This window comes from Brevundimonas sp. EAKA, assembly GCF_000698025.1.
GTDB classification, from domain to species: Bacteria; Pseudomonadota; Alphaproteobacteria; order Caulobacterales; family Caulobacteraceae; genus Brevundimonas; species Brevundimonas mediterranea_A.
The window spans coordinates 1-3984 of record NZ_JMQR01000192.1; the positions used below are offsets into that span (position 1 = coordinate 1).

General features: G+C 69.7%; 5 protein-coding genes. 3 read left to right on the plus strand and 2 right to left on the minus strand.

What is annotated here, in order from left to right:
- Positions 1-323 precede the first annotated feature (323 nt).
- Positions 324-728, minus strand: a complete 405-nt coding sequence (locus tag ER13_RS16450; protein WP_035311037.1) for a response regulator — start codon at positions 726-728, stop codon at positions 324-326.
- A gap of 351 nt (positions 729-1079) precedes the next feature.
- On the opposite strand from ER13_RS16450, the gene ER13_RS16455 reads away from it, so the two are divergent.
- The gene (locus tag ER13_RS16455) at positions 1080-1496 is read left to right on the plus strand and encodes a hypothetical protein (RefSeq protein WP_155988187.1); all 417 of its coding nucleotides are present in this window, start codon (positions 1080-1082) and stop codon (positions 1494-1496) included.
- Between the two features lie 170 nt (positions 1497-1666).
- Here the strand turns inward: ER13_RS16455 and ER13_RS16460 are convergent, their stop codons facing one another.
- On the minus strand, positions 1667-2074 hold the full coding sequence (locus ER13_RS16460) for a thermonuclease family protein (protein ID WP_035311039.1): 408 nt from the start codon (positions 2072-2074) through the stop codon (positions 1667-1669).
- 101 nt (positions 2075-2175) lie between these two features.
- Here ER13_RS16460 and radC point away from each other — a divergent pair, with 101 nt between their 5' ends.
- Together radC and ER13_RS16470 are read left to right on the plus strand one after the other, a co-directional pair.
- Positions 2176-2865 carry a DNA repair protein RadC gene (radC, locus tag ER13_RS16465; RefSeq protein ID WP_081836268.1) on the plus strand — a complete coding sequence of 230 codons (690 nt, stop codon included), beginning with the start codon at positions 2176-2178 and terminating at the stop codon, positions 2863-2865.
- Between the two features lie 7 nt (positions 2866-2872).
- Positions 2873-3778, plus strand: coding sequence for a toprim domain-containing protein (locus ER13_RS16470; protein ID WP_035311041.1), 906 nt, complete (start codon positions 2873-2875; stop codon positions 3776-3778).
- Positions 3779-3984: the final 206 nt, after the last annotated feature.

Below are 3984 nucleotides of genomic sequence, written 5' to 3' on the forward strand. Positions count from 1 at the left end.
AACGGTTTCCCAATGCGTTTGATTAGACACCGCCGCCCTCCTGAGCCTTGCTTGTGAAGCTAGGGAACGCGTCCTCGACATTCAAACGCGCGTGCATAACTCACGGCCGTAGCTTGACGTGGTCTCCGCGGGCCGATGGGCCATAACTCAGAGCCCCGAACCGAGGACCGTGATCGCCGTCAGGACGAGATCGCGCGGTGGCCACACAGCTTGCCGAACACGGCTTCTACGACATGGGCGCCTTGTCGCCGGATGAACTGCGGGTGCCGCAAGCCAAACCGCGAAGCGGGATTGTCAGGCTTAACTGAACGTCTGCCGGCCAATCAGGCTGAGCCGGCCTCAAGGGCCGCGCCCTGGTTAAGCAGGTTCGCCATCGCGACGACGACCTGCGCCACCGCGAAGGGCTTGGCGATCATTACGCTTTGAGGCACGCCCTGGGCGCTCCAGTCGTGGCCGTCCTTGCCGCTGACATAGATCACCGGGATCGTCGGGTTCAGCTCCCGTGCCTTTCGCGCCACCCCCCAGCCGTCGAGACCCGGTCCCAGATTTACATCAGTGATGAGGCCGACGATCTCGGGGCGCTCCCGCAGAACTTCCAACCCTTCCTCGCCCGACGCCACGGCCACCACGCGGAATCCGGCGTCGTCCAATCCCGTCTCCAGGACCGTATGGAGCAGAAGCTCGTCCTCCACATACAGAAGCGTGGCGGTGATCAGCTGCGGCAGCATCAGGGCTCCAGATCGGAAGGCCCGGTCGGTCACGGCCGGATCAACGGGACGTTTAAGCCGCGCGTATCCAGACCGTTCCCGGTCCTACGAAGATTGGTACGTTTTCGGACAATGGCGTGGCAATGGCGCCACGGAACGACACCCTATCGGACAAGGATCGCGAGACGCGAGGGACGTAGCCAATTGCGAAGATAAGTCAGCAGCAGTCAGGCGTCCGATATCCACAGTCTCCGTGGGATCCGGTTCAGGGTCATCGCATATCCCGGCCGTCTCTCTCCGGTCGACGTCTTGGGCTCGCAGCCGTTTACCGGGGCAGGTCATTTCCCCGGATCAACAACCACGGAGAGATTCATGAAGACGCCGGTGACTGGAGGAACAGCGACGCCCCCTCGCGAAACGGAGGCCGAGCGGGCGGCAAGGCTCGCGAACGCTCACCGCGAAGCCACCGCAAGTATCCGCCGAATGAGACTGAAGGCCTATCGCCGGCGCGAGGAGACGGAACGCTATGATAGGCTCCTGGAAGCGGTCGCCGACTGGGAGCAAGCCGGGCGGCTGCGTGCGTTTCTGGGCGCGACCGAACTGCGGCTCGCTGACGGTGTCCCCGCGCCGCTCCACGCCACGGAATGGCTGGCATGGGCATGGGCGAAGGCGGAAGCGCTCGATCCGCTGGCCCCAACCGCCGAGCTCAGACGGTTCATGCGCGTCAAACGCCGCCGCAATGTTCCAGACCACGAGTTGCCGGAGTTCAGCATCTTCGATCTGCGTTAGGCTGACCGTCGGCTCGACGGCTGGCAAGATCGTCCAGGTGCGTGTCGCGCGTACCCAGCGATCCGGTCCGGATGTCGTCGATCAGGGCCAGCATTTCCCGAAGCCTGTCCGCGCCACCGAATGCTTGCGCGCGGCGACGAAGTCCTGGCGGTCTGCGAGGCCAAGCACGACTAGTTTCCGCCTTCCCGGCCACCACTCGCCCGCAAGAGGTCGCCGACCCTGCGGCCATTCAGGCGGCAGGCGGCGATGACCCGGTCGTAGACGATGACCCGGCCGCTGCGGCCACGCACCGCGACGCAGTTCAGAGTCCGGCCCCGCGTGAGCGTCGACAGCCGGTCGCGAGCGGCCCGACCGGTCGGGCTGTGCAGCTCCGGCGCATCGAAGTCGGAGAGCCGGACCTCGATCCAGGTCGACGGGTCACTGCCGGGACCGACGCAGAGACTGTCCCCGTCGCCGATGTAGCGGACCATGCCGGAGAAGTTCTGGCCCGCGCGATCGGGCAGCAGGCCCTCGCATGGATCGGCCTTCGCGGCCGCCGGGCACAGCAGAAGGGCGGCGGGGATCAGGAGCCATTTCATGCGCCCAGCCTGCCGTCGCTGGAGGGCGGCGACAACCCCGCCGGAGGGGAAAGGAAGGCCGGCGGCGGACGCTCCGTGGTGGAGCGGAAAAGGAGACCGCCATGACACCGGCCACCAATCCGGCCCCAGACCCCCGTCGTCGCAATGCGGCGCGTCCCGCCCCCTCGATCCCGATGCTCGCGTACGAATCCCTCGACGACCAGTCCCTGCTCGCCCTGGTGCTGAGCCGGTCCGGCGCCGATCCGGACCGGCTGGCGGGCAAGCTCCTCGCGCGCTTCGGCAGCCTGGGCGCGGTGGCGGCGGCGGACCTGTCGGAACTGACGCGGTCGAGTGACGCCGGGCTCGCCATTTTCGCCGACCTGAAGATCCTGCGCGAGCTGGCGGTGCGGCTGGCCCGGGTCGACGCCTGCCGCCGGCCGGCCATCGCCTCCTGGACCGCGCTGCAGACCTATGTCCGGACGGCCATGGCGCATCGGCCGAGAGAGCAGTTCCGGGTCCTCTATCTCGATCACCGAAACAATCTGCTCCGGGACGAATGGATCGCCGAGGGCACGGTGGATCACGCCCCGGTCTATCCCCGGGAGGTGGTGCGACGCGCGCTGGACCTGTCGGCCTCGGCGATGATCCTCGTCCACAACCATCCGTCGGGCGACCCCACCCCGTCACGGGCCGACATCGAAATGACCCGCAAGGTCGTCGACGCCGCCCGGGTCTTGGGTCTCGAGGTGCATGACCATCTGGTGATCGGCCGCGACGGCACGGCGAGCTTCAAAGCCCTCGGCCTGATCTGAGGCCGCCATGACCCTGCACGCCATCGTCGCCGCCCTAGGCGGCGACCTCTATCAAGGCGGCCTGCGCGCCAATGTGCCGGCGCCGGGCCATAGCGCGGGGGACCGGTCCGTCTCCTTGCTGGTCAGCGGGGACCGGCTCGTGATCCACAGCTTCGGGGCCGCCGACTGGCGGGCCGTGCGCGATCACCTGGCGGAACTGGGCCTGATCGGCGCCGATGGACGGGTTTTGCCCGTCGGGCGATCTCATCCCTCATCGTCAGCGATCCGCCCGGACCGTCAGACGCGCGTGTCGACCGCCCGGCGCCTGTGGGACGGCGCGATCGCGCTTGCCCGCGGGTCGCTGTCGCATCGCCATCTGATCGGGCGGTCCGTGGGTCTGGATCCGGCCGAGGTCTCCGATCTGCGTCACCATCCGGACGCACCGGTGTCGGTGTTCCGGACCGGCGGACCGACTCGACCGGCGCTGGTCGCCCGGATCACCGATGGAGAAGGGCGGCTCACGGCGGTGGAGCTCGTCTATCTCGAGGCGAACGGCCGCCGCGCGGACCGGCTTCGCGTGCCGCGCAAGACGGTGGGCGTCGTGCCCCCCGGTTCGGCGGTGCGGTTGTCGCCGCCGGGGCGGGACATGCTCGTCGGCGAGGGCGTGCTCACGGTCCTGTCCGCCATGGAGCGCTTCGGGCGGCCGGGCTGGGCCCTGATGTCGGCGCATAACCTCTCGGCCTGGTCTCCGCCGCCGGGCGTCGGGCGCCTTCTCATCGCGTCGGACCGCGGGGCGGTCGGGGAGCGCGCGGCCGGTCGCCTTCGGTCCCGGCTTCGAGGCCGGGGTCTCGCCGTGTCCGTCGCCTTGCCGCCGGAGCCGTTCGAGGACTGGAACGCGGCCGCGGCGACCGGGAGGAGGGAGGAAGGGCGCTGAGGCGCGCCGGTGCGGCGGGGATGGGCCCCCGCGGCCGGCGGGGGGGGTTCCCCACCCCCCCTCGTCCTCCCCCCCCCCCCCCCAAGGGGCGCCCGAGGGCGCCCGCCCCCCCCCCCTCCCGGACCCCACCCCCCCCCGGCGCCCCCCCCGCCCCCCCCCCGGGCTCGGGGGCCCCCCCCCAAAACCCCCCCCGGGGGGGGCCCCCC